The organism is Nocardioides dongkuii, assembly GCF_014127485.1.
Lineage (GTDB): Bacteria > Actinomycetota > Actinomycetes > Propionibacteriales > Nocardioidaceae > Nocardioides > Nocardioides dongkuii.
In genome coordinates this window covers 1,000,129-1,022,350 of record NZ_CP059903.1, presented here as the reverse complement: position 1 = coordinate 1,022,350, position 22,222 = coordinate 1,000,129, and the positions used below count along the sequence as shown (strand labels likewise).

At 73.6% G+C, this 22,222-nt stretch carries 24 protein-coding genes and 1 tRNA gene; 8 read left to right on the top strand and 17 right to left on the bottom strand.

Annotation, left to right across the window (positions count from 1 at the left end; genetic code table 11):
• Positions 1–30 precede the first annotated feature (30 nt).
• From H4O22_RS04885 to H4O22_RS04865, 5 genes are all read right to left on the bottom strand, one after another.
• The gene (locus tag H4O22_RS04885) at positions 31–1,020 is read right to left on the bottom strand and encodes an ABC transporter substrate-binding protein (protein ID WP_182525927.1); all 990 of its coding nucleotides are present in this window, start codon (positions 1,018–1,020) and stop codon (positions 31–33) included.
• Positions 1,021–1,073: 53 nt separating this feature from the next.
• Entirely contained in the window at positions 1,074–1,799 is a 726-nt protein-coding gene (locus H4O22_RS04880) for an ABC transporter ATP-binding protein (RefSeq protein ID WP_182525926.1), read from the bottom strand.
• Positions 1,796–2,665: an ABC transporter permease gene (locus H4O22_RS04875; RefSeq protein WP_244963109.1), complete on the bottom strand. Its 870-nt coding sequence runs from the start codon at positions 2,663–2,665 to the stop codon at positions 1,796–1,798. Before H4O22_RS04875 ends, H4O22_RS04880 begins: the two co-directional genes overlap by 4 nt.
• On the bottom strand, positions 2,662–3,819 hold the full coding sequence (locus H4O22_RS04870; protein ID WP_182525925.1) for an LLM class flavin-dependent oxidoreductase: 1,158 nt from the start codon (positions 3,817–3,819) through the stop codon (positions 2,662–2,664). The genes H4O22_RS04875 and H4O22_RS04870 overlap by 4 nt, the downstream gene beginning before the upstream one ends.
• Positions 3,820–4,128: 309 nt before the next feature.
• A tRNA-Gln gene (locus tag H4O22_RS04865) sits at positions 4,129–4,207 on the bottom strand.
• A gap of 120 nt (positions 4,208–4,327) precedes the next feature.
• On the opposite strand from H4O22_RS04865, the gene H4O22_RS04860 reads away from it, so the two are divergent.
• Entirely contained in the window at positions 4,328–5,422 is a 1,095-nt protein-coding gene (locus H4O22_RS04860; RefSeq protein WP_182525924.1) for an ATP-dependent DNA ligase, read from the top strand.
• Between the two features lie 19 nt (positions 5,423–5,441).
• Positions 5,442–5,978, top strand: coding sequence for a hypothetical protein (locus tag H4O22_RS04855; RefSeq protein ID WP_182525923.1), 537 nt, complete (start codon positions 5,442–5,444; stop codon positions 5,976–5,978).
• Positions 5,979–6,308: 330 nt separating this feature from the next.
• Here H4O22_RS04855 and H4O22_RS04850 read toward each other — a convergent pair whose 3' ends face one another.
• Positions 6,309–6,563 (bottom strand): hypothetical protein, encoded by a 255-nt coding sequence (locus tag H4O22_RS04850; protein ID WP_182525922.1) that lies wholly within the window; start codon positions 6,561–6,563, stop codon positions 6,309–6,311.
• A 58-nt stretch (positions 6,564–6,621) separates the two neighbouring features.
• On the opposite strand from H4O22_RS04850, the gene H4O22_RS04845 reads away from it, so the two are divergent.
• Entirely contained in the window at positions 6,622–6,960 is a 339-nt protein-coding gene (locus H4O22_RS04845) for a hypothetical protein (RefSeq protein WP_182525921.1), read from the top strand.
• A 4-nt stretch (positions 6,961–6,964) separates the two neighbouring features.
• On the opposite strand, the gene H4O22_RS04840 is transcribed toward H4O22_RS04845, so the two are convergent.
• From H4O22_RS04840 to H4O22_RS04825, 4 genes are all read right to left on the bottom strand, one after another.
• On the bottom strand, positions 6,965–8,047 hold the full coding sequence (locus H4O22_RS04840; RefSeq protein ID WP_182525920.1) for a DNA polymerase domain-containing protein: 1,083 nt from the start codon (positions 8,045–8,047) through the stop codon (positions 6,965–6,967).
• A gap of 40 nt (positions 8,048–8,087) precedes the next feature.
• Complete coding sequence (locus H4O22_RS04835) at positions 8,088–8,555, bottom strand: hypothetical protein (protein ID WP_182525919.1); 468 nt, start codon at positions 8,553–8,555, stop codon at positions 8,088–8,090.
• 17 nt (positions 8,556–8,572) lie between these two features.
• Positions 8,573–9,811: a fatty acid desaturase family protein gene (locus H4O22_RS04830; RefSeq protein ID WP_182525918.1), complete on the bottom strand. Its 1,239-nt coding sequence runs from the start codon at positions 9,809–9,811 to the stop codon at positions 8,573–8,575.
• Positions 9,812–9,899: 88 nt separating this feature from the next.
• Positions 9,900–10,991 (bottom strand): ferredoxin reductase, encoded by a 1,092-nt coding sequence (locus H4O22_RS04825; RefSeq protein WP_244963108.1) that lies wholly within the window; start codon positions 10,989–10,991, stop codon positions 9,900–9,902.
• Between the two features lie 69 nt (positions 10,992–11,060).
• Here H4O22_RS04825 and msrB point away from each other — a divergent pair, with 69 nt between their 5' ends.
• Positions 11,061–11,474, top strand: a complete 414-nt coding sequence (gene msrB / locus H4O22_RS04820) for a peptide-methionine (R)-S-oxide reductase MsrB (protein ID WP_182525917.1) — start codon at positions 11,061–11,063, stop codon at positions 11,472–11,474.
• A 105-nt stretch (positions 11,475–11,579) separates the two neighbouring features.
• On the opposite strand, the gene H4O22_RS04815 is transcribed toward msrB, so the two are convergent.
• The 3 genes from H4O22_RS04815 to hemG form a co-directional block, all read right to left on the bottom strand.
• Positions 11,580–12,164: a hypothetical protein gene (locus tag H4O22_RS04815; RefSeq protein WP_182525916.1), complete on the bottom strand. Its 585-nt coding sequence runs from the start codon at positions 12,162–12,164 to the stop codon at positions 11,580–11,582.
• A gap of 2 nt (positions 12,165–12,166) precedes the next feature.
• Positions 12,167–12,868, bottom strand: a complete 702-nt coding sequence (gene hemQ, locus H4O22_RS04810; RefSeq protein ID WP_182525915.1) for a hydrogen peroxide-dependent heme synthase — start codon at positions 12,866–12,868, stop codon at positions 12,167–12,169.
• 136 nt (positions 12,869–13,004) lie between these two features.
• The gene (gene hemG, locus H4O22_RS04805; RefSeq protein WP_244963107.1) at positions 13,005–14,378 is read right to left on the bottom strand and encodes a protoporphyrinogen oxidase; all 1,374 of its coding nucleotides are present in this window, start codon (positions 14,376–14,378) and stop codon (positions 13,005–13,007) included.
• 171 nt (positions 14,379–14,549) lie between these two features.
• Between hemG and H4O22_RS04800 the strand changes: the two genes are divergently transcribed.
• Both H4O22_RS04800 and H4O22_RS04795 read left to right on the top strand, forming a co-directional pair.
• Complete coding sequence (locus tag H4O22_RS04800) at positions 14,550–15,524, top strand: DUF4349 domain-containing protein (RefSeq protein WP_182525913.1); 975 nt, start codon at positions 14,550–14,552, stop codon at positions 15,522–15,524.
• A gap of 20 nt (positions 15,525–15,544) precedes the next feature.
• A complete protein-coding gene (locus H4O22_RS04795; RefSeq protein WP_182525912.1) occupies positions 15,545–16,444 on the top strand; it encodes an NYN domain-containing protein in 900 nt (299 codons plus the stop codon).
• Here the strand turns inward: H4O22_RS04795 and hemE are convergent.
• Positions 16,432–17,469, bottom strand: coding sequence for a uroporphyrinogen decarboxylase (gene hemE, locus H4O22_RS04790; protein ID WP_182525911.1), 1,038 nt, complete (start codon positions 17,467–17,469; stop codon positions 16,432–16,434). The genes H4O22_RS04795 and hemE overlap by 13 nt on opposite strands.
• 70 nt (positions 17,470–17,539) lie before the next feature.
• On the opposite strand from hemE, the gene H4O22_RS04785 reads away from it, so the two are divergent.
• Both H4O22_RS04785 and H4O22_RS04780 read left to right on the top strand, forming a co-directional pair.
• Positions 17,540–18,166, top strand: a complete 627-nt coding sequence (locus H4O22_RS04785) for a DUF3000 domain-containing protein (protein WP_182525910.1) — start codon at positions 17,540–17,542, stop codon at positions 18,164–18,166.
• Positions 18,163–19,500 (top strand): HRDC domain-containing protein, encoded by a 1,338-nt coding sequence (locus H4O22_RS04780; protein WP_182525909.1) that lies wholly within the window; start codon positions 18,163–18,165, stop codon positions 19,498–19,500. The genes H4O22_RS04785 and H4O22_RS04780 overlap by 4 nt, the downstream gene beginning before the upstream one ends.
• Before the next feature lie 15 nt (positions 19,501–19,515).
• Here H4O22_RS04780 and H4O22_RS04775 read toward each other — a convergent pair whose 3' ends face one another.
• The 3 genes from H4O22_RS04775 to H4O22_RS04765 form a co-directional block, all read right to left on the bottom strand.
• The gene (locus tag H4O22_RS04775; RefSeq protein ID WP_182525908.1) at positions 19,516–20,859 is read right to left on the bottom strand and encodes an ABC transporter substrate-binding protein; all 1,344 of its coding nucleotides are present in this window, start codon (positions 20,857–20,859) and stop codon (positions 19,516–19,518) included.
• 127 nt (positions 20,860–20,986) lie between these two features.
• Positions 20,987–21,472 carry a type II toxin-antitoxin system PemK/MazF family toxin gene (locus tag H4O22_RS04770; protein ID WP_244963106.1) on the bottom strand — a complete coding sequence of 162 codons (486 nt, stop codon included), beginning with the start codon at positions 21,470–21,472 and terminating at the stop codon, positions 20,987–20,989.
• Positions 21,473–21,603: 131 nt separating this feature from the next.
• Positions 21,604–22,200, bottom strand: a complete 597-nt coding sequence (locus tag H4O22_RS04765) for a hypothetical protein (protein ID WP_227465754.1) — start codon at positions 22,198–22,200, stop codon at positions 21,604–21,606.
• Between the last annotated feature and the right edge of the window lie 22 nt (positions 22,201–22,222).

Below are 22,222 nucleotides of genomic sequence, written 5' to 3'. Positions count from 1 at the left end.
ACTCAGCCCGGGCGGGGCACCCGGACGGGATCAGTCGATCAGGCCGGGCTCGACGAGGTCGGCGAAGTCGATCTCGACCGGGATCTCCCCGGCCTCGAAGAACGCGTCGGCCAGCTGCTGCTCGGAGGCGATGTGCTCCTCGCTGACCGGGACCACGTCGGCGGCCTTGCTGGTGGCCACGGCGATCGTGGTCGAGCTCGGCAGGCCGGACTCCTCGGCCCAGCCCTCGCCCCACTTCTCCGGGTTGTCGACGGCCCAGGCGAAGCCCTCCTCCAGGAGCCCGACGAAGTGCTCGATCGACTCGCGGGTGTCCTCCTCCTCGAGCGAGGCCGAGGACGCGATCTCGAACTGCAGGTACGGGTCGGTCGCGGCGCCCTGGTCGGCGGTGATGTTGACCGCGCCGTCCTCCTGGACGGCCTGGGTCACGAACGGCTCCCAGATCGCCCAGGCGTCGACCTCCCCGGACTGGAAGGCGGCCAGGCCGTCGGCGGGGGCGAGGTACTGCGGCTCCACGTCGTCGAGCGTCATCCCGGCGTCCTCGAGGGCGAGGAGCAGGTGCCCGTGGCCCGAGGTGCCCTTGGCGACCGCGATCGTCTTGCCCTTCAGGTCGGCGACCGAGGTGACGTCGGAGCCCTCCGGCACCAGGATCGAGTCCTGCTTCTGGTCGCGCTCCTCGACCGTGGCCACGACCTTGAACGCCGCGTCGGCGGCGGCGCCGAAGATCGGCGGGGCCGAGCCGACCCAGGCCACGTCGATCTGGTCGGCCGCGGCCGCCTCGATGATCGGCGGGCCGGCCGTGAACTCCGACCACTCGATCTCGTAGGGCAGGTCCTCGAGAAGCCCGGCCTCGGTGAGGACCGAGCGGATGCCGTCCTTCTGGACGCCGACCCGCAGGACCGGCTTGCCGCCCTCCCCCGCGTCCGCGGAGTCGGAGCCGCATCCGGCGAGCAGGCCGAGCACGGTCACGGACGCGGCGGCGGCCGCGAGGGTGCGGCGGGTTCGGGCAGGGGCGTGGGACATCGGTTCTCCGTCTGGTCGCAGGGTGGTTCGGCGGGTGGTGAGGCGGGTGGTGGCTAGCGGGCGGGCGCGAGCGCGCCCTCGTCGACGCCGAGGACGCCCAACAGGTGGGCGCGTCGCCGGACGATCTCCGGGTGGTCCCGGCGCCGGGGCCGGGGCAGCGGGACGACCTCGTCGTACGCGATGCCGCCGTCGGCGATCACGAGCACGCGGTCGGCGAGCAGCAGCGCCTCCTCGACGTCGTGGGTGACCATCAGCACGGCGGGGCGGTGGACGTCGACCAGGGTGCGGACGAGCTCCTGCGCCGAGATCCGGGTGAGCGCGTCCAGGGCGCTGAACGGCTCGTCGAGGAGGAGCAGGTCGGGCTCGCGGACGAGCGCCCGGGCGAGGGAGACGCGCTGGCGCTGGCCGCCGGAGAGCTGGCGGGGCCAGGCGTCCTCGCGGCCGCCGAGGCCGACCTCGTCGATCATCGCCCGGGCCCGCTCGTCGGACCCGCGCAGCCCGAGGGTCACGTTCTGGAGGACCGTGCGCCACGGGAAGAGCCGGGGGTCCTGGAAGACGACGGCCGGTGCGGAGCCGGTGCGGACCTCCCCCTCGGCGCCCTGGTCGAGCCCGCCGACGATGCGGAGCAGGGTCGACTTGCCGCAGCCGGAGTGACCGAGCAGGGCGACGAACTCGCCGGCGTGGATGTCCAGGTCGATCGAGTCCAGCACCTCGCGGTCACCGAAGGCGCGCCGTACGCCGCGCAGGGACGCCACGGGGCGCTCGTCGGTCGCGCTCATGCCGTCCTCCCCTCGTCGCGCCAGCGCAGGGCGCGGCGCTCCAGCAGGCGTACGGCGGAGTCGGTGAGCAGGCCGAGGACCGCGTAGCAGAGCAGCCCCACGACGATGATGTCGGTCTGCAGGAAGTCGCGGGCGTTGTTGATCAGGTAGCCCAGGCCGGCGCCCGCGTTGACCTGCTCGGCGACGATCAGCGCGATCCAGGCCATGCCGAGCGCCTGGCGCAGGCCCACGAGCACGCCCGGCAGGACGGCCGGCACGTAGAGGTGGCGCAGCCGCTCGAGCCGGTCCAGGCGCAGCGCCTGGGCCGCCTCCCGCAGGTCGGGGTCGACGCCGCGCAGCGCGGCGACCAGGTTGAGGTAGAGCGGCACCACCACGAAGAGCGCGACCAGGTAGATCTTGGGCTCCTCCTTGATGCCGAACCAGATGATGAACAGCGGCACGAGGCCGAAGAGGGGCAGGGTCCGGAGCATCTGGACCAGCGGGTCGATCACGGCGTCGCCGAGGCCGCTGAGGCCGACGACCGTGCCGAGCGCGATCGCGACGGCGGCGCCCAGGAGGAACCCGATCGCGGCCCGCCGCGCGGAGACGGCGACCGCCTCCTGGAGCTGGCCGGACTCGAGGAGCTCGCGGGCGGTCCCGGCGAGCTGAACGGGCGAGGCGAGGGTCCGCTCGTCGAGGAACCCGGTGGCCGAGGCGACCTGCCACAGCACGATCGCGGCGACCGGGCTGAGCCAGCGGATGACCTGCAGGGCGCGCGGGCCCAGGACGGTGGACCGGGCCCGGGGACGCCGGGAGGTCGTCGCGGCGGTCCCCTCGAGCGCTCCCGCCGCCGGCGTCACCCGGGTGGCGGTGTCGACCGCGGTCACGACGCGGCCGCCGGGCGTGCGGCGCCGAACGGCACCGACGTGCTGCTCTGGACCGGCGCCGGGTGGGACCACAGGCCGCGGCGGGCGAGCTCGGGCAGCACGCCCTCGCCGAACCAGTAGGCCTCCTCCAGGTGGGGGTAGCCGGACAGCACGAACTCGCTGATCCCGACGGCCTGGTAGGCCTCGACGAGGTCCGCGATCTCGGCGTACGACCCGACCATGGCGGTGCCGGCTCCGCCGCGGACCAGCCCGATGCCGGCCCACAGGTTGGGGTGGATCTCCAGCCCGTCCTTGGAGCCCTGGTTCAGCTCCAGCATCCGGCGCTGACCCTCGGAGGCGGTGCGCTTGAGGCCGGCCTGGATCCGGGCGATGTCCTCCTCGGAGATGTGCTCGAGCAGCCGGTCGGCCTCGGCCCAGGCCTCCTGCGAGGTGGGCCGCGCGATGGTGTGCAGCCGGATGCCGAAGGTCAGCTCGCGGCCCTGCTCCGCCGCGGCGGCGCGGACCCGCGCGATCTTCTCCTCGACCGCGGCGGGCGGCTCGCCCCACGTCAGGTAGACGTCGGCGTGCTTCGCGGCGACGGCGATGCCCGCCGGCGAGGAGCCGCCGAAGTAGATCTTGGGCAGCGGGTCGGGGATCTGGGCCAGGCGGGCGTCCTCGGTGCTGAGGTGCACGCCGTCGAGGTTGGTGGTCTCGCCGGTCCAGAGCGCGCGCACGATCGTGAGGAACTCGTCGCACCGGGCGTACCGGGCGTCCTTGTCGAGGAAGTCGCCGTACATCCGCTGCTCGTGGTCCTCCCCGCCAGTGACGACGTTGAGCAGCAGGCGGCCGCCTGACAGGTTCTGGAAGGTGCCCGCCATCTGCGCCGCGAGGAACGGCGAGACCGAGTCGGGGCGGAAGGCCACCAGGAACTTCAGCCGCTCGCTGAGGCTGCTGATCATCGCCGTCGTCACCCAGGCGTCCTGGCACCAGGCGCCGGTCGGGGTCAGCGCGGCCTCGAAGCCGAGCTGCTCGGCGGAGCGGGCGATCTGGCCGAGGTACGGCACGCTCGCGGGCCGGCCGGACGCCTGCGCCTCGACGCCGTGCCCACCGCCCACGACGTGCCGGCCGTCGCCGCCGTTGGTCGGCAGGAACCAGTGGAAGGTCAGCGCGCTCAAGGTGTCCCCTTAACTTGCCCAGCTTGTTGAAGTAATCCAACTAGTTTGATGGACTTTCGGCACAAAAAGCAAGCCGAAGGGCTGCGACACGCCGGCGGGTGGGGTGGCCCGGGGGGGTGGAGGTTTCCCCGGTGCACCGGGGAAACCGGACGTTCTCAGGGGTCGCGATGCCTGAGAAGGTGCAGGAATCCCTGAGAAGTGCCGCCGCAGCAGGCGGCCGCGGAGGGGGTACGCCGGGGGCTCGCCGACGTGCGGTCGGCAGCGGCCTCGACATCAGCCTCGGAGCACAGAGCGTGCAGCGGGCCGGAGCTCCCCGGGATGGAGTCGAACCATCGTCGCTAATCCTGATTCAAAGTCAGGCGGGCCCTGCCGGCAGACCAACCGGGGATTGCGAGAACACCCTAGGCCCGTCGGGCGACGGGTGCGCCCCCCGGGACGTCCTACGAGCCGGCGGCGATCGCGACCACGACGTACGACGTCCCGCGCCGCCGGCGGGTAGGTTGCCGGAGTGGACCTGCCCGTCATGCCACCCGTCCAGCCGATGCTGGCCAAGTCGGTCTCCGGCATCCCCGATCCCGCGAAGCACGGCGGGCTGAGCTTCGAGCCGAAGTGGGACGGGTTCCGCTGCCTGGTCTTCCGCGACGGCGACGAGGTCGAGCTGACCTCGCGGAACACCAAGCCGCTGACCCGGTACTTCCCGGAGGTCGTCGCGGCGGTCCGCGAACAGCTGCCGGAGCGCTGCGTCCTGGACGGCGAGCTGTTCGTGGCGGTCGACCAGCGGCTGGAGTTCGAGGTGCTCCAGGAGCGCATCCACCCCGCCGCCTCCCGCGTCGCGACGCTGAGCGAGCGGACCCCGGCCGGGTTCGTCGTCTTCGACCTGCTCGCGCTCGGCGACACGTCGTACGTCGACCGCCCGTTCGCCGAGCGGCGGGCCGCGCTGGAGGAGGCGCTCGGCGGCCTGACCGGGCCCTGCTACCTGACCCGCACCACCACCGACCCGGCCGAGGCCGAGGCGTGGTTCACCCGGTTCGAGGGCGCGGGCCTCGACGGCGTGATCGCCAAGCCGGTCGGCGCGCCGTACTCCCCTCACGGCCGCACGATGCTCAAGATCAAGCACGAGCGCACCGCGGACGTGGTGGTCGCCGGCTACCGCGAGCACAAGACCAGCACCCCCGAGCGGCCGCTGCTCGGCAGCCTGCTGCTCGGCCTCTACACCCCCGAGGGGCTCCAGCACGTCGGCGTCAGCGCGAGCTTCACCGAGAAGCGCCGCGCCGAGCTGATCGAGGAGCTGCAGCCGCTCGTGTGCCCGATCGAGGAGCACCCGTGGGGGCACTGGCAGGAGTTCCTGACCGCCAACCCCGACCGGGTCCCCGGCACCCAGAGCCGGTGGAGCCAGGGCAAGGACCTCTCGTTCGTGCCGCTGCGTCCCGAGCGGGTCCTGGAGGTCAAGTACGACCACATGGAGGGCCGCCGCTTCCGGCACACCGCGCACTTCAAGCGCTGGCGCCCCGACCGCGACCCGGAGTCGTGCGGCTACGAGCAGCTGGAGGAGCCGGTGGGCTACGACCTCGCCGAGGTGCTCGGCGCAGACCCCGGCGCCTGAGCGGTCTATGGTCGGGGCCATGGAGGACTACGACGTCGTGCTGCTGGTCGAGCAGGCTCTCACCCCCGCGGACGCCGCCCAGGTGCGGTCGCTGCACGAGGGGCTCGACGAGCCGGTGACCTACCACGTGCTGCTGCCGCTCGAGGACGCCGCCGCCCGGATCGAGTCCGCGATGGGCTCGATCTCCGCCGGCGAGATGATGGCCTCCCCCGCCGCGGCGATGTCGGAGGTCGACCTGGCCGCGGTCCGCCGTGACTGCGAGGAGCGGTCCTCCGCCGACCTGCGCGCCACCCTCGAGGCACTGCGCGCCGCGGGGGCGAAGGCCCGGGGCGAGGTCGTCTCGGAGTCGCCGATCGACGCGCTCGAGGCGAAGGTCAAGGCCGTCGACGGCCGCGAGGCGATCATCCTGACCCGCCCGCACGTGGTCGCGGAGTTCTTCCACGTCGACTGGACCTCGCGGGCCCGCCGCAAGATCGGCGTCCCGGTCCTGCACCTACTGGAGCACGAAAGCTTCGACGAGCAGGCCGGCTGGGGCGAGGGCGTCACCGGAGTCTGACCCCGGGAGCCCGTCACGCTTCCGGATCTGTTACCGAAGCATGGAAGTCGTGTGGATCTTCCGTGGACCACGGCTCCGTAGTGTTCTGGTCATCAGCCAGTCCGGGCCACACGCCGGACGCTGAGCCGGACGGCCGGAGCTTCGGGGGGAGCACCGACGAACGGGCCCGCAAGGGAACTGACAGGAAGCTGGAGCACCCGGGGGGGAATGCTCTGCGGTCCGGGGGGACCGCGTCGGCTTCCACGGGGGGAACCCGCCAGGCGCCTCGCACGAGGCGCCCGGCGGGCCTCTTGTCATTTCGGGGTGATGTGCGGCGTCCGACGCCGTGGGTCAGTCCTGCTTCAGCTCGCTCTGCATCGGGCGGTGCGCCTCGTAGTCGTGCGGCTCGCTCTCGATCATGTAGTTGGGGTTCGCGCGGATCCCCTCGGCCATCCGCTGGAGCCACTCCTCGTCGGAGGTCTCGATGTCGCGCTCGGCGAGCTGCTCCCGGAGGTAGCCGACGAGGTCGTCGCCGGCCTCGCCGGCGTCCTTCGCCACGGACGTCGCGTCCACCGCGGCCTGCAAGTTCGAGTCATAGACAGCCATGGCCCGACGGTACCCACCTGCGGCCGGGAGCCGCGGGCGGCTCGCTAACCTGCCGTGCGTGAGAGCGATGGGTGCCGACCTGCTGACCGCTGCGCCGCCGGCCGACGAGGTCCACGACGCCCGGGCGTCGGTCTGGGTGCACGGCTCCCTGCTGCGCGCCCAGTTCCTGGACGCCGCGGGGACCGTCGTCGCCCACGACCTGGACCCGGTCGTGGGGCTCGACGACCTCGGCGACGCACAGCGCCGCCACCTGCTCCTCATCGGGTCGCGCGCGGCCGACGTACGCGCCTATGCGCGGAACCTGCACGACCAGGGCTGGCGCGAGATGGCGCACTCGGCGCCGGCGGCGCTCGGCCCCGGGCAGTACGCGATCACCCTGGTCGACCACCCGGCCTGAAGCCTCACTCCACGCGGTTGCCGTCCTCGTCCCAGTGGGACGCGACCTTCTTGCTCGGCTGCACGCGCGGCGGCTCCCCCGGCATCTTGGGGTAGTCGGGCGGGTAGTTGAGCTCGACCGCGCCCTGCTCCTCCCACAGCGCGAGCAGCGGCTCGAGGGAGTACGCCGTGTCGTCGATGCCGGCCCACGGGTCGCCGGTGTCGGCGAGCCGCTCGGGGACGGTGAACAGGTTCAGCTCCTTGGGGTCCGTCAGCTCCGCGAGCTCGGCCCAGGTGAGCGGCGTGGAGACCGGGGCGCCGGGCACCGGCCGCAGCGAGTACGCCGAGGCGATGGTGCGGTCGCGGTTGTTCTGGTTGTAGTCGACGAAGATCCGCTCGCCGCGCTCCTCCTTCCACCAGTCGACCGTGACGCCGTCGTCGCGCCGGGCGAGTTCGCGGCCGAAGCCGATCGCCGCGTGCCGCAGGTCGACGAACTCCCAGCGCGGCTCGATCCGCACGTAGACGTGGATCCCCCGGTTGCCGGAGGTCTTCGGGTAGCCGACCAGGCCGAGCTCCTCGAGCAGCTCGCGGGCGAGCCCCGCGACCCGGACGGCGTCGGCGAAGGTGGTGCCGGGCTGGGGATCGAGGTCGATCCGCAGCTCGTCGGGGCGGTCCACGTCGCCCCGGCGTACCGGCCAGGGGTGGAAGGTGAGCGTGCCCATGTGCGCGCACCAGACCGGGACGGCGATCTCGGTCGGGCAGATCTCGTCAGCGGTGCGCCCCGACGGGAAGGTCACCTGCACGGTCTCCAGGTAGTCGGGAGCCCCCTTCGGCACCCGCTTCTGGTAGAACGCGTCGGCGTCCTTGTCCTGCGGACCGGTGGCCAGCTTCATGCCGGGCCGGACCCCGGAGGTCCACCGCTCCAGCGCGGTGGGCCGGTCGCGCAGCGCCCGCATCAGCCCGTCGTCGACGGACGCGAAGTACTGCGCCACCATCAGCTTGGTGACCTCGGGGGTCCGCTCGGTGGCCTCGTAGATCACCCGGTCGGGGCTGGAGACGCGCACCGCGCGCCCGCCGGCGTCGACCTCCGCCGCTGGTGCTTTCGCCATGCCGCCACGCTAGCGGCCCCGCTCCCTCGCCGGGTGGAGGTCAGGGGACGCCGAGGAGCGCGGTGGGCTGGAAGGTCGGGCGCCGGTCCAGGTCCTCCTTGCGCGGCCGCACGAACTCGAACGCGGCCGTGGTCACCAGCACCCACGGCCCGGCCTCGTCCTGGCCGAGCAGCGGGCCGTCGACCCCGTCGTACGCCGCGAGCAGCGCCTCGGCGCACTCGACGTGGGCCGGCGGGAAGTGGAAGGCGTTGCGGCCCTGCTCGACCTCGGTGCCGAGGAACGCGATCGGCCGGCCCAGGCCGTCGCCGCACACCCCGCAGACCCGGCTCAGCGCGCACTGGGTCACCCGCCTGCCGTCGAGCCGGCGGGCGGTGGGGGCCGACCCGTCGCGCGGGCCGCCGTACGGGTCGTCGGTGCCGCAGGCGAACGGCACCGGCGTCCCGAGCTCGGGGTCGCGCGGCAGGTCGGCGAAGGCGCGGGGCGCCGGGTCCATCGTGGTGCTCCTCATGGGGGAAGGGGGGTGGGTCAGTCGTCGCGGTGGCGGCGCTCGGAGGAGCTGCGGGCGTAGGCGCCCAGCTCCCGCATCCGCGAGGGCCGCTCGTCGTCGGAGCGGCGCTTGCGGTCGCGCGACGGCGTCGGCGGGTCGTGCTGGTCGGACTCGGTCCAGGAGTTCGGCAGCGAGAGCTTCATGATCGTGCGCAGCGCCTGGCCGTACTGCCGGTGCAGGGGTCCGGTGGTGTACGGGATGTCGTACTTCTCGCACAGCGCCCGCACCTTGACCGCGATCTCGGGGTAGCGGTTGCTCGGCAGGTCGGGGAACAGGTGGTGCTCGATCTGGAAGCCGAGGCTGCCGCTCAGGATGTGCAGCAGCCGGCCGCCGTCGAAGTTCGCCGAGCCCAGCATCTGGCGCAGGTACCACTCCGCGCGGGTCTCGTCCTCGAGCTCCTCCTCGGTGAAGTGCAGGGCGCCGTCGGGGAAGTGGCCGCAGAAGATGATCACGTAGGACCACAGGTTGCGGGCGAAGTTGGCCGAGGCGTTGGCGATCATCACCTCGCGCCAGCGCGGCCCGGAGAGCGCCGGGTAGACGACGTAGTCCTTGAGGACCTGGTCGCGGCCCTTCCGCAGGATCTGCCCCAGCTGGCGCTTCATCACCACGGGGTCCTTCTCGCCCTTGCGGATCCGCTCCAGGTCGAGGTCGTGGAGGGCGACGCCCCACTGGAACAGCGAGGCGAGCATCGCGTTGTAGACCGGCTGCCCCAGGTAGTAGGGGTGCCAGCGCTGCTCGCGGGCCATCCGCAGGATGCCGTACCCGATGTCGTTGTCGTGGCCGAGCACGTTGGTGAACTGGTGGTGGATGTAGTTGTGGGAGTGCTTCCACTGCTCCGCGGGCTGGGCGGTGTCCCACTCCCAGTTGGAGGAGTGGATCTCCGGGTCGTTCATCCAGTCCCACTGGCCGTGCATGACGTTGTGGCCGATCTCCATGTTCTCGAGGATCTTGGCGACCCCCAGGCACACGGCGCCGAACGCGATCGCCGGCTTCTCGGCGCGCGGCGCCACCCGGCGACCCCAGGTGCCGGCCAGCATCGAGACCCGGCCCGCGGCGGCGAGGCCGCGCTGCACCTTGATCATCCGGTTGATGTACGCGGCGTCGTCGGAGTTGCGGGACTCCTCGATCTCCTGGCGGATGGCGTCGAGCTCGCGCCCGAGCTGCTCGACCTCCTCCTCGGTGAGGTGGGTGTACTCCTTGACGTCTGCGATGGCCATGGGTCCTCCGTGGATCTGGCTGGGATGTGCTCGCGGGTGGTGCGGGTGCTGGTTGCTGCGGGTGCTCGTGGTCCGGCGGGTGCCGGACTCAGATGTCGAGGACGCAGTCGCCGACGGCGGCGGTGACGCAGGTCTGCACCGGCTCGTTCGGCTGCCCGAACTCGTCGCCGTTGCGCAGGTCGCGGATCTTGCCCTCGACGAGCGTGACGGTGCAGGTGTGGCAGACCCCCATCCGGCAGCCGTACGGCATGCCGACGCCGGCCTCCTCGCCCGCCTCCAGGACGGTGGTGGCGCCGTCGACCTCGACGGTCTTGCCGGAGTTGCGAAAGGTGATCGTGCCGCCCTCGCCGCCGCCGTCGCCGAGGTCGAGGGAGAACCGCTCGAGGTGCAGCTGCTCCTCGAGCCCGGCGCCCTCGAAGTGCTCGGTGATCGCGTCGAGCATCGGGCCGGGTCCGCACGCCCAGGTCTGGCGGCGGCGCCAGTCGGGGCAGATCTCGTCGAGCTCGGCGAGGTCGAGCATGCCGTCGGTGTCGGTGTGCAGCTGGTGCAGCGTGAGGCCCTCGTGCTTCGCCGCGAGCCGCTCGACCTCCTCGCGGAAGATCATCCGGTCGGGCGTGGGCGAGGAGTAGTGCAGGACGACGTCGGGCATGGTGCCGCGGCGGTCGAGGGTGCGCAGCATCGACATCACCGGCGTGACCCCGCTGCCGGCGACCAGGAACAGGATCCTCTGCGGCGGCGGGTCGGGCAGCACGAAGTCGCCCTCGGGCAGCGCGAGCCGGACGATGGTGCCGGGCTCCAGCCCGTTGACCAGGTGCGCCGAGAGCAGCCCCTCGGGCATCGCCCGCACGGTGATCGCGATGGTGCGGCCCTTGCGCTTGGGCGGCGAGCTCACGGAGTACGAGCGCCACTGGAACTTGCCGTCGACCTGCACGCCGATCCCGACGTACTGGCCCGGCGAGTGGTGGTAGCGCCAGCCCCAGCCCGGCCGGATCACCAGCGTCGCGGCGTCCTCGGTCTCGGGGACCACCTTCTCGACCCGGCCGCGCAGCTCGCGCGCGGTCCACAGCGGGTTGATCAGGCGCAGGTAGTCGTCGGGGTCGAGGGGGGTGGTCAGCTTCGAGCCCGCCTTGCGGACCCGGTCCCACGGAATGGTGCCGGTGGCCATTCGGTCAGTGAACACGCGTTCTCCCAGTCACGTCAACGCCCCGTCCGCGCGCGAGGGGCTGGGTACCCGCCGTACGCTGGATCCATGGCCTATGACGTGGAGAAGACCGACGCCGAGTGGCGTGAGCAGCTCTCCCCTGACGAGTACGCCGTGCTGCGCCAGGCCGGCACGGAGCGTGCGTTCACCGGGAAGTACAACGACACCGAGACGACCGGCGTCTACAAGTGCAAGGCGTGCTCGGCGACCCTGTTCGAGTCGGACACGAAGTTCCACTCCGGCTGCGGCTGGCCGAGCTTCTACCAGCCGGTCAGCGACACGATCGAGTACATCGAGGACACCTCGCACGGCATGAAGCGCGTCGAGGTCCGGTGCGCGAGCTGCGGCTCCCACCTCGGGCACGTCTTCCCCGACGGCTACGGCACCCCCACCGGTGACCGGTACTGCATCAACTCGGTCAGCCTGACGCTCGAGCCGAAGGATCCCGCCGCGGGGGCCTGACGGGGGCGGGACAATTCACCGGTCGACCGGTGAATTGTGCGCTTGACCGACGGAGTTTCGTCGGTCAAGGGGAAGTTTCACCGGTCGACCGGTGAATCTTCTCGGTCAGCCCACCGGCTGCAGCGCGGACCAGACCACGACGACCCCGGCGCCGTACCGCTCGTCGAGGCGCTGCTGCAGGCTGCCGTCGTCGTGGACGACGCCGAGCTCGACGCGCTGGTCGGACACCCCGGACGTGAGGAAGCCCGGGGTGTCGTGCAGGGCGCGCTGGATGCGGCGCAGCTCGCGCTCGGAGGTCCCGGTCCCCGGCGCGGGGAGGGTGTCCTCGGGCGGCTCCGGCTGCGTCGCGTCCGCAGCGGGGACCACCTCGGTGGGCGTCACCGTCTCGCCGTCGTACGAGCCGGTCACGACGAAGTCGCCCCAGCGGGTGCCGCGCACGTCCTCGAAGGCGCCGGCGTGGTCGGTCCAGTCCCACCCCACCACCCCGGGCCCACTGCACTGCGGCGGCAGCGACTCCGCGACGCCGCCCAGGCAGAGCTCGGCCCCGTCGCCGTCGTCGAGCACGGTGACCGGGTACGCCGTGGTCAGCAGGTCGGCGTCGTCGGCTCCCACGGACGGGTCGTCCTGCTCCGCCCCGCACGCCGCCAGCCCGGCCAGCAGGCCGGCCGCGACGGCGGGACGGAGCCGCATGCTCAGGGCAGCTTCGCGACCAGCTCGGCGACCGGGGTGAGCGCGCCGGTGTAGAAGGGGATCTCCTCGCGCACGTGGCGGCGAGCCTCGGAGGCGCGCAGGTGCCGCATCAGGTCGACGATCCGGTAGAGCTCGTCGGCCTCGAAGGCGAGGATCCACTCGTAGTCGCCGAGGGAGAAGCTCGCGACGGTGTTGGCGCGCACGTCCGGGTAGTCGCGCGCCATCTTCCCGTGGTCGGCGAGCATCCGGCGGCGGTCGGCGTCGTCGAGGAGGTACCACTCGTAGGAGCGCACGAACGGGTAGACGCTGATGTGGCGGCGCGGCTCCTCCTCGTTGAGGAACGCCGGCACGTGGCTCTTGTTGAACTCCGCGGGCCGGTGCAGCGCCATCTGCGACCAGACCGGCGCGAGGCGGCGGCCGAACGCCGTACGGCGGAAGCGGTGGTAGGCCTCCTGCAGCTCCTCGGAGGTGGCCGCGTGCCACCAGACCATCACGTCGGCGTCGGCGCGCAGCCCGGCCACGTCGTACGTGCCGCGGACGACGACGCCCGCCTCGGCCAGCTCGGCGTACAGCTTCTCGACCTCGGCGCCCTCGGCCTCGCGGTCGGCGTCCTCGCCCAGCACGTCGGCGAGGCGGAAGACCGACCACATCGTGTAGCGGATGGAGTCGTTGATCTCGCGGACCCGGGAGGCGTTCGACGTCATGCCCCCATTGTGCCGCGCCGTGCGGACGCGCTCACGACCGGCCGTGTCCCGCCTGCGATCCGCCGAGTCGGCGCTTGTGTCCGCCCTCGCCTGTGGAGAAAGCGGACACAAGCGCCGACTCGGCGGTGTGGGGGGCTCAGGCGAGCTGGGCGGCGGCGCGGTGGGCGGAGGCGATGACGGCGGGGACGCCGACCCCGTCGTACGCCGCGCCGCAGACCGCGAGGCCCGGCACCCGCGCGACGTCGGCGCGCACCCGGGCGACCCGGTCGAGGTGTCCGAGGTCGTACTGCGGGAGCCCGCCGCCCCAGCGCTGCACGTGCGTGTCGACGGGGACGGCGCGCAGGCCGGTCGCGTCGGCGAGGTCGGCGAGCGACCAGGCGACCAGCTCCGCGTCGGAGGCCTGGAGCGCGGCCTCCTCGCCGTACCGGCCCAGCGAGGTGCGGAGCAGCAGCAGGTCCTCGCCGTCGAGCGCGCCCCGGCCGGCCTCCCGCACCCAGGCCCACTTGGCGAACGAGAACGTCGACGCCTTCACCCGCCGCCCCTCGACGGGGGGCACCAGGAAGCCGGACGTGCCGTTGTCGAGGACCGCGGCCTCGGCGGCCCGGAACGCCAGGGTCACCACCACCACGGACGCCGAGCCGACCCCGGCCAGCTCGGCCGCGGCCACCGGCGCGAGCCCGGCCAGCAGCCGCGCGGTCGGCGCCGCCGGGGTCGCGAGCAGCACCCCGCCGGCCTCGAGCACCTCGGGCGCGGTCGTCGGCCCGGTCACCAGCCGGAAGCCGCGGTCGGTGCGCTCGAGCGCCCGCACCGTCACCCGGGTGCGTACGTCGAGCTCCGCGGCGAGCGCCTCGGGCAGCCGGGCCATGCCGCCGGGCAGCCCCGCGAACACCGGTCCCTCGTGCGTGGCCGGCGCCGCGGCGTGGCCGAGCAGCGGTCCGCGCTCCGCGAGCGCGACCAGCTGCGGCACGGCCGCGCGCGCCGAGATGCGGCGGGCCTGCCCGGCGTACACGCCGCCGAGGAGGGGCTCGACGAGCCGGTCGGTGACCTCGGTGCCGAAGCGGCGGTCGACCAGGTCGCCGACCGTCACGTCGCCGTCGACCACCTCCGGCGGCAGGTGCGGCTCGCGGCGCACCCGCTCGACGCCCTCCTCGCTCAGCACCCCCGACGCGACGAGCTGGTCGAGGTCCAGCGGCACGCCCATCAGCGACCGCGGCAGCGGCCGCATCGCGCCGCGCGTCCAGATGCGGGACGAGGTCAGGGCCGGGTGCTCGACCTCCAGCCCGACGGCGCGGGCCAGGTCGGTGCCCTCGGGCCGGCGGTGCAGCATCGCCTCCGCGCCCACGTCGACCACGACCCCGCCGACGGACTCGCGGCGGAGCTTGCCCCCGACCCGGTCGGTCGCCTCGAGCACGACCACCTCGTGGCCGGCCGCGGCCAGGTCACGGGCGGCGGTGAGCCCGGCGACGCCGGCACCCACGACGACGACCCGCGACGTACCGACCTGGTGCACGCTCCCAGTCTCTCGCAGGCCGGTCCGAGACCCATCGCCCGCCGTACTTCTCAGGGTTTCCCTGACGTTCTCGGCCGTCGCGATGGCCCCGAACATCAGGTTTCCCCGGTGCACCGGGGAAACCCGACGGCCCCGCGGAACCGACCACCCCGCCCCGGCGTCCCAGGACCCATGAGCCGCAGCAGCCGACCCCGGACCCGACCCCGCCGTGCCACCGCCGTCGCGGTCCTCGCCGCGGCGCTCCTCGCCCTCCCGGCCTGCTCCACGTCGGGCGGGTCCGACGACTCCGGGGGCACCAGCGAGGACGGCAGCGCCGACGGCGCCAGGGCTCCGGAGGCCGCCGCCGAACGGAAGGCCGCCGACGCGGACGCGGGCGGCCCCAGGGCGAGCGTGGCCGACGTGGCCACCGAGGTGGTCGACGCCCCCGAGGCGACCCCGCGCGCCGTCATCTCGACCGGGAACGTCGCGCTGCGCGGCCCCGACGTCGCGACGGCGCTCTTCGACGTCCGCACGGTGGTCGACCGGTTCGCCGGGGAGGTCCAGGAGGACCGCACCGAGACCGACACCGAGGGCGAGGTCCTCCGGTCCCGGCTGGTGGTCCGGGTGCCGGCCGCCCGCTTCACCGAGGCGATGACGGCGCTCGAGGGCGCCGCGGACCTGGTCACCTCCAGCTCCACCAGCGAGGACGTGACCACCCAGGTGCTCGACGTCGACATCCGGGTCGCCGTGCAGCGCCGGAGCATCCGCCGGATCGCGCTGCTGCTCAACCGCGCGGAGAGCATCCGCGACGTCGTCGCGATCGAGGCCCAGCTCTTCCGCCGTCAGGCGGACCTCGCGTCGCTGGAGAGGCAGCAGTCCTTCCTCGCCGACCAGACCGCCCAGTCGACGATCACGGTCTCGCTGGAGCGCACGCCCGAGAAGCGGCCGCCGCGGGACGACGAGGAGGACGACGCGACCGGGTTCCTCGCCGGGCTGGACGCCGGCTGGGGCGCGCTGGTCACCTTCGGCGTCGGGCTCGCCACGTTCGTCGGCGCGGTGCTGCCGTGGACGCTGGTCCTGGCGCTCGTCGCCGTCCCGTGCTGGCTGCTCGCCCGCCGGCTGCGGCGCCGCCGGGTCGCGACGCCCACGGCACCCGACCCGGCCTGACCGGGCCTACGCTGGCGCACGTGCCCCCCACCCACGCCCGCCTCGCGGTCCTCATCGACGCCGACAACACCTCCCCGCGCCACGCGACCGCGCTGCTCGAGGAGGTCGCCAAGTACGGCGTGCCGACGGTCAAGCGCGCGTACGGCGACTGGACCACGCAGAACCTCGTCGGCTGGAAGGTGGAGCTGAACCGCAACGCGATCCACCCGATCCAGCAGTTCGCCTACACCGCGCGCAAGAACTCCACCGACTCCGCGCTGATCATCGACGCGATGGACCTGCTCTACACCGGCGACCTCGACGCCTTCGCGATCGTCTCCAGCGACAGCGACTTCACCCGCCTGGTGACCCGGCTGCGCGAGTCCGGCAAGACCGTCTACGGCTTCGGGCGGCGGCGTACGCCGGAGTCGCTGGTGGCGGCGTGCGACAAGTTCATCTACCTCGAGATCCTCGACCAGGACGCCGAGCCGGACGAGCGGGTCGGCGTGGACGCCGCCGACGACGCCGACCCCGACGAGCCCGACGAGTCGACCCCGCTGCCCAACCTGCAGTCGATCCTCGCCAAGGCGATCAACGCGACCTCCCAGGACGACGGCTGGGCCCGCCTGGACGCGGTCGGCAGCTGGCTCAGCACCCGGCACGCGTCGTTCGACCCGCGCAACTACGGCGCGTCCAAGCTCGTCGACCTGGTCCGCGGCGAGCGGTTCGTGGAGGTCGACCAGCCCGACTCCGGTCAGCTGCGGGTGCGGCTCAAGGGCGGGCGGCGGACGACGACCGCGAGCGCGACCCCGCCCGAGGCGAGCACGACGCCGGCCAAGACGCCGGCCAAGGACGCGCCCAAGACGGCGACGAAGACGGCGGCGAAGCGCACCACCAAGCGGACGACGAAGCGGACCCCCGCCCCGGATCAGAGCTCGTAGGACTGCACGAACTCCGTCAGCCGGGCGAGCTGGTCGGGGTCGGTCGACGGGATCACGCCGTGGCCGAGGTTGAAGACGTGCCCCTTCGCCGCGCGCCCGGCCTCGATGACCTCGGCGGCCCGGGCGGTCATCACGTCGGTCGGCGCGAAGACCAGCGTCGGGTCGAGGTTGCCCTGGACGGCGCGGTCCCCCACCATCGGGATCGCGTTCTCCAGCGGAGTGCGCCAGTCGACGCCGACGACGTCCGCGCCGGCCTCGCCCATCAGGCCGAGCAGGTTCGTCGTGCCGACCCCGAAGTGGATCCGCGGCACGCCCAGCGCACCGGCGCGCTCGAGGACGCGCGCGGAGTGCGGCATCACGTGCTCGCGGTAGTCGGCCGGCGTCAGCGCGCCCGCCCAGGAGTCGAAGAGCTGGACGGCGGAGGCGCCCGCGCCCACCTGGACCTCGAGGTACGCCGCGGCGATGCCGGCGATCTTGCGCATCAACGCGTCCCAGACGTCGGGGGCGCCGAACATCATCGCCTTGGTGCGGGCGTGCTCCTTGGACGGCCCGCCCTCGACGAGGTACGACGCCACCGTGAACGGCGCGCCCGCGAAGCCGATCAGCGGCGTGCCGCCGAGCTCGCCGACGAGGCCGCGGACCGCCTCGGTGATGAACGGGACGTGCTCGGGCGTCAGGTCGGGGATCGCCTCGACGTCCGCGAGAGTGCGCACCGGCTCGGCGACGACCGGGCCGACGCCCGGCTTGATGTCGAGGTCGACGCCGACCGCCTTGAGCGGGAGCACGATGTCGGAGAAGAAGATCGCGGCGTCCACGCCGTACCGGCGGACCGGCTGCATCGTGATCTCGACGACCAGCTCGGGGTTCATGCAGGACTCCAGCATGCCGACGCCCTCGCGCACCCGGAGGTACTCCGGCAGCGACCGGCCCGCCTGGCGCATGAACCACACCGGCGTGTGCGGCACCGGCTCGCCGCGCGCCGCCTTGAGGAAGGCGCTGTCGGCGAGGGAGGTGACGGTACTCATGGGACAAGCCTCGCACCCGCCCCGGCGTGGCTGCACACCGGTTGGCGCCGCTCCGACCTACTGTGAACCCATGGTCGTGCGTCAGGAGACGCACCCGGAGACGGGTGCGGCGGCGAGCCCCCCGGAGTTCCGGGCGGCGGTGCTGAGCATGCGCGCCGCAACGATGCGGCCCGAGGTGCTGTGCGAGGAGATGCCGGCCCCCCAGCGGATCGCGCCGCACGCCGCGGCGCTGTCGGCCGACGTCACCGTCGACGACACCGACATCGGCACCGGGCGGATCATCCTTTTGCACGACCCGGCCGGCAACGAGGCCTGGGACGGTACCTTCCGGTGCGTCGCCTACGCCCGTGCCGAGATCGAGGTCGAGATGATCACCGACCCGATGCTCGCCGAGGTGGGCTGGTCTTGGCTGACCGAGGCGCTCGACGCCCACGGCGCGACGTACGGCGCCGCCGCCGGCTCGGTCACGCGGGTCGCGACCGAGAGCTTCGGCGGCATGGCCGGCGAGGGCGGCACCGCGCAGATCGAGATCCGCGCCTCCTGGACCCCCACCGCCGAGGAGGGGACCCCGCTCGACGTCGCCCGCCACGTCGAGGCCTGGGGCGAGCTCCTCTGCACCGCCGCCGGCCTGCCGCCCGTGCCCGACGGGGTCGCGGTGATGCCGAGCCGTCGGGGTCAACGGGGCACGCCGCGTTGACCTCCGAGAACCCCGTCGAGCGCACCGAGGGCGACCCGCCCGAGGAGCTGGACGTCCCCGAGGCCGAGCCCGCCCCGCTGCTCACGCTGCGCGACGGCCTGCCCCCCGTCATCGACACCCCGCCCGCGCTCGCGGAGTTCTGCGAGCGGCTCGCCGCCGGCACCGGCCCGGTGGCGATCGACGCCGAGCGCGCCTCGGGCTACCGCTACTCCAACCGCGCCTACCTCGTGCAGCTGCGCCGCGAGGGCGCCGGCACCGCGCTCGTCGACCCGATCGGGTTCGAGTCGCTCGCGCCCCTCCAGGAGGTCCTCGAGGGCACCGAGTGGATCCTGCACGCCGCCACCCAGGACCTCCCGTGCCTGGCGGAGATCGGCCTGCACCCCACCGCGCTCTTCGACACCGAGCTCGCCGGCCGCCTGCTCGGCCACCCGCGGGTCGGGCTCGCGACCCTGGTCGAGACCGTGCTCGGCTTCCGGATGAAGAAGGAGCACTCCGCGGTCGACTGGTCGACCCGCCCGCTCCCCGCACCGTGGCTGGAGTACGCCGCCCTGGACGTCGAGGTCCTCGTCGAGCTGCGCGAGGCGCTGGGCCGCGAGCTCGACGAGGCCGGCAAGGCCGAGTGGGCGCGCCAGGAGTTCGAGTTCCTGCGGCACTTCGAGCCGACCCCCCGCGTCGAGGCCTGGCGGCGTACCTCAGGCATGCACCGGGTCCGCGGACGCCGCGGGCTGGCCGCGGTGCGCGCGCTCTGGGAGACCCGCGACCAGCTCGCCGAGCAGCGCGACGTGACCCCCGGCCGGCTCATCCCCGACGCCGCGATCGTCGCCGCCGCCCAGGCGCTGCCGACCGACCGCGCCGCCCTGCTCGCGACCAAGGGCTTCCACGGCCGCGGCGCGGAGCGCTACGCCTCGAAGTGGGTCGCCGCCCTGCGCACCGCGGCCGAGCTCGACGAGAGCGAGCTGCCGGCCCGCTCGCCCCGCGGCGACGGCCCGCCGCTGCCGCGCGCCTGGGCCGAGAAGGACCCCGTCGCCGCCCGCCGCCTGGTGCTGGCGCGGGCCGCGATGACCGAGCTCGCCGAGCAGCACCACCTCCCGGTCGAGAACCTGCTCACCCCCGACTTCCTGCGCCGCACCCTGTGGTCCCCGCCGCGCACGCGCGACCCCGAGGTGCTGGCCGACGAGGTCGCGGCGGCCCTGGCCGCGCTCGGTGCCCGCCCGTGGCAGGTCGAGCTCACCGCCCCGGTGGTCACCGAGGCGGTGCTGCGTGCCGACGTGGAGCCGGTGGAGGTGCCGCCCGAGGAGCTCGAGGCGGCCGCCGCGGATCTGCCCGAGGACTGAGCGCGCGGCGCGCGACTACTCCTCGGCGTCGTCCGAGGAGTCGTCCGAGGACCCGTCCGACGGCGCGTCGGTGGGGTCGGGCGGGTCGAGCACCGTCCGGGAGATCTCGTCGATGCGGGTGGTGATCTCCTCGAGGTCGTCGAGCACCGGCACCGTGAACATCTCCTCGAGGGTGGGCTCGACCGCGGCGTCCAGCTCGGTCCACACGTCGATGAGCGGCGGGATCCGCATCGCGGCCACGCTCGAGGTGAACACGGAGGCGTGCTCGGGCTCGCGGCCCGGCTGCAGGAAGTCGTCGGTGAGCGCGACGTCCTGGTTGGCGGGCACGAGGTAGCCGGCGCGGGCCACCTCGCTGACGGCCTCGCTCGAGAGCGCGTGCACCAGGAAGTCGGCGGCCGCCGGGATGTTCTCGGCGTCCTCGGCGATGCAGGTGCCGGTGATGTCGCCGGTCGTCGCCGCGCTGTCCAGGATCGGCATCGCGATCACGTCGAACTCCAGGCCCGGGACCGACCGCAGCCGGGGCACCATGGACCGGTAGCCCTCGATCATGCCGACCCGGCCGCGCTCGAACCACTCCAGCGGCGTGCGCCGGGCGAGCTGCTCCTCGGACAGCGTGACCGTGGGGTCGCGGAGCACCTCCAGGGTGCGGGCGAGCGCCTCGCGGGAGTTGTCGTCGGCGAGGGTCAGGCTGGTGGGGTCCTCGGCGTCGTTGAACAGCGAGCCGCCGCCGGAGTAGATGAACGGCGCCAGCGAGCGCAGCGTCGGGTCGACGTGGACGCCCTTGATGCCGCGGCGCTTGCGGGTCGCGAACCGCGCGGCCTCCTCGAACTGGTCGAAGGTCCAGCGGGTGCGCTCCTCGGCCGGCACGTCGAGACCGCGCTCGGCCATCCGGTCGAAGTCGACGAGCTCGGTGTTGTAGAACATCACCATCGGTGAGATGCCGTAGGGCATGCACTGCAGGCGCCGGTCGGCGGAGAACGCCTCGAGCGCGGCGCGCGAGTAGCGGTCGCCGAAGGCCACCCCCCGCTCGTCGAGCAGCTCGTCGACGGGGACGTTCAGGTTCTCCTCCCGCAGCCAGGCCAGCTCGCTGCGCGAGGCCAGGAACACGTCGGGACGCTCGTCCTCGTCGGTCAGCGCGGCGGCGAGCGCGTCGCGGTCGGGGTACGGCTCGACGACGACCCGGCTGGTCTCGGAGGTCTCGTTGAACTGCTCGACCATCGACTCGTACGACGCCAGCTCGTCCTCGGTGCCCCACACCCCGAAGGTCAGCCGGGCCTTGGACACCGGCGCGTCGGGCGTCGGCTCCGGGCTGGGACCGGCGTCGCCGTCGCACCCGGCGAGCACCAGCGAGGCCGTCATGGCCAGGCACGCCGCCCACGTCGTCCGCCGCCGGGACCAGCTCCCGCGCCTCGTCGCCACTGATCTCCTCCGTCGCACCCGCCCGCACCTCGCCGCCGGGACCCGGACACCCTATCGACCGGCGGTCCTACGTGCGGGGTCCACCCAGGAAGGGCCGCGCAGCGACCAGCACCGCGTCGAAGGTCGCGGGGTCGAGCGCGGCGCCCTCGCGGCGTACGCCGGCGGGGTCGAGCTCGAGGAGCCGGTCCAGGCGCACCTCGCTGGGCCGGCGCTCGCGGTCCCAGTCGCCGGTGCCGACGTCCATCCAGTGCCGGCCGTGGCGGGCCTCGTCGGCGGCGTCGCGGTCGTGGTCCTGACTGGTGAGCATCAGGCCGAGCAGCCGGTCCCCCCGCCGCCCGATCAGCAGCACCGGCCGGTCCTTGCCCTGCTGCGGGTCGTCCTCGTAGGCGACCCACGCCCACACCACCTCGCCCGGGTCGGGGAGCCCGTCGGGGCGGGGGTCGTAGCCCAGGACGTCGCCGCTCGGGACCGAGGCCGCACGAGAGGCGCGGCGCAGGCGGGGCAGGCGGGGTGAGCGACCGGGACGGACCAGGCGGGAGAGGAGTCGACGCACCCCGGAGAGGTTAGCGAACACGCCGGACCGGGAGCGCCTCACGGCGCGTGGCCGCTCGTAGCGGCTTATTGTGGGACCCGGGGCTGCCACGGCCCGACGTGCTCGTGGATCAGTCTAACCGTCTCTCCCGCTCAGGAAAGTCGGCCCGCCAGCTCGTGGTGGGCGGCGGCCTCGAGCTGCTCGGAGACGGCCAGCATCCGGCGCACCTGCTCATCGGAGCTGGCGCTCAGCCCGGCCCGACCGGCGGCCACGACGCGGGCGAACGCCGCGGCGCGGAACAGCACGTCGGCGAAGTCCCCCGCCGCGATCCCGCGCAGCACCTGGTCGATCATCGCCTTGAGCTCGTCGGGGCCGGGCGGCTCCGCGACCCCGGCGACCACCCGGGCGAGCGGGGCACGCGGCAGCCCGGCGTCGTACTCGCGCGCCGCGGCGTGCGGGTCGGCGTGCACCCAGCTGCGCAGCACGTAGAGGCGCCACAGGCACCCGGCGAGCGACTCGGGCGCGGCCCCGGACCAGAGCTCCGCGATCGCCTCGATGCCCTCGGTGTCGGCGAGGTGGAGCAGCCGCTCGGCCACGGCGCCGTCGTCGGCGCCGTGCGCGCCGCGGACGAGCAGGGTCGCGGCCCGGTCCGCGGCCTCGCTGACCAGCGCCGGGTCGGTGCCGCCGAGGAGGTCGTCGAAGAACCGGTCGCCCGGCCGCATCGGCCGGTGGTGGCGGCGCTCGCTCATCCCCCCAGGCTACGGACGGGGA